Here is a 2,063-nt window from a genome sequence, read left to right as displayed (position 1 = left end):
TTATACTCATCTTATACTCATCTTATACTCATCTTATACTCATCTTATACTCATCTTATACTCATCTTATACTCATCTTACACAGTTTCACATCCTAAAATAGATCTATACTAAAAACAGAAAAAAAATATGACAAAAAGGCGGACAGTGATAGTTCGGTACAGTGATTGCTGTAAGAAAACTATTATAGAAGAAATAGAGAAAAAAGGCTTAAAAAAGAAATTTTACTTTGGAGATATGGATATTTGCAAAAACAGATAATATTAGAACCCTTGATGCCCTAAAATAAAAAGTGTTACAAGCTCTTAAAACAGCTGAGGAAAAAACCTATTAAGGAGTTAGAAAAACTATTTGGACCTAATAGTGTTTTTGCAAAAAAATTCTTTGAAATAGTGAATTAGTTATGTATAGACAAGTAAAAAAAATCAATGATATAGGCAGATATATCTATATAGATGGGCTTATTTATGGTATAAAAGAAGAAGAGGAAAAGAGATACTTCCAAGAGTTATCTTTAGGAGGAAAAGTCCTTTGGCAATCAAAAGAAAATAATGTATATGACTATTATGTAAATGAGGAGGTTATTATCTTTAACCTAAAGAATACTGAAGGAACTTCTAAGGATCTTTTGATATATGATAGAAAAACAAAAAAAATAATATTTAAGGGAGAAATAGAACTATATTTATTCTCATCCAGATTCTATGATAAAAATATTTTATATAATATTAATAAGAATAGAGTTTTAACATTTGATATACTGAAAGGTGGTATATTACAAGAAAAAGAAATGCCTCTCAAAGGAATAACAGCGTTTTTCACATATGATTACATTGTAAGATATGATGATATATATATTTATATATATGTAAAAAATGACTATTCTTTACTATGGCAACAAAATATCCAAGACTTTTTTCCTGGGGAAGAAATAGAGATATATTCTGTACATCCTTATAAAAATACTTTTATAGTAATTGCTAAAATGGGCATTGTTTGTCTTTCTCAAAAGGATGGTTCTCTTATTTGGAAGTGTGATCATTATGCACGGACTATGGAAATCGTAGGACATTATGGTTATGTGTGTACCAGCTTGTCTTTTTATCGTGTTGATTTAGATACGGGAGAGTTCTATAATTATAATAGAAAATATTCTCGTTTGCCTGATTTTGAATATAATGGAGAAACATACTGGCCAGCTGGTTATAGGGTAGTATATCATAAAGGGTTATTATGGTATGAAGTCTTTATATCTGGATACGCTTTTATCCTTGCCATTGACCCCGAAACAGGCAAATATAAGTGGATTCATAAAGTAGAAACCTATGAAAGAGTTATGGATATAAAGTTCTATGATGATAAAATGTTTCTTCTGGACTCCGGAAATACGTTATTTATCTATGAGGAAGAGAATTAGCTCTAAACACCTCTGCCATTGAAGTACATCAGATAATACCTTGTGAGACAGGAGAACAACATATCAGGGAAAATGAAGGAAATTTCTATATTTTTAGAGATTCCTATAAATAGTTAAATTTTAAAATGTTACCTCACAATTCACATATCGTACAAAAAAGCGTATCGCCACCACTAAAGAGATAGAAAGGATGAAATACCAAATAAAATTAAGCATTTTTATTAGTTTTCTACTTATAAATTGTAGTGTTAAAGAAACTGAGTTTGAAATTATCTGTACAAAAAAAGTAAGTAAAAAGTATTCTTATAATCCTATAGGTTTTATAGAAAATAGCTACGGAAAGTTAAACATAAAAACCATTTCTCACTACGATAAGGAAGGAAAGTTAAAAGAAGTTTTTTGGAATAGATCTAATGGTTTTTTGAAATATACATTGTCAGAACTAAAAAATGATGTAGCCTTATTAAATAGCTTTGATATTGATACTATATATTCCGACAAAAAATATATCAGTTATATAAAAGAGAAAAAGAATGATACTATATTTTATTTATCTAATGATGAAGTAATTATAGAGATAAAGAAGAAAGGATTGGATTAGTAAACTGTTAAATAACAATGTCTATTTTAGTTTTAATAGATAGGC

2 protein-coding genes are annotated in these 2,063 nt (G+C 28.0%); both read left to right on the top strand.

Annotated elements, in window-relative coordinates; translation table 11 throughout:
- Nucleotides 1–403: 403 nt before the first annotated feature.
- A complete protein-coding gene (locus HMPREF9074_RS07280; RefSeq protein ID WP_009391260.1) occupies nucleotides 404–1,417 on the top strand; it encodes a hypothetical protein in 1,014 nt (337 codons plus the stop codon).
- 190 nt (nucleotides 1,418–1,607) lie between these two features.
- A complete protein-coding gene (locus HMPREF9074_RS07275; RefSeq protein WP_009391259.1) occupies nucleotides 1,608–2,018 on the top strand; it encodes a hypothetical protein in 411 nt (136 codons plus the stop codon).
- Nucleotides 2,019–2,063: the final 45 nt, after the last annotated feature.

Origin of the sequence: Capnocytophaga sp. oral taxon 329 str. F0087 (genome assembly GCF_000213295.2) — a bacterium.
GTDB classification, from domain to species: domain Bacteria; phylum Bacteroidota; class Bacteroidia; order Flavobacteriales; family Flavobacteriaceae; genus Capnocytophaga; species Capnocytophaga leadbetteri_A.
This window is presented reverse-complemented; position numbering and strand designations above follow the sequence as displayed.

What these genes read in the sequence shown, in the direction of transcription:
- HMPREF9074_RS07280 (WP_009391260.1), top strand. Translation starts at nt 404, where the DNA reads ATGTATAGACAAGTAAAAAAAATCAATGATATAGGCAGATATATCTAT.
- HMPREF9074_RS07275 (WP_009391259.1), top strand. Translation starts at nt 1,608, where the DNA reads ATGAAATACCAAATAAAATTAAGCATTTTTATTAGTTTTCTACTTATA.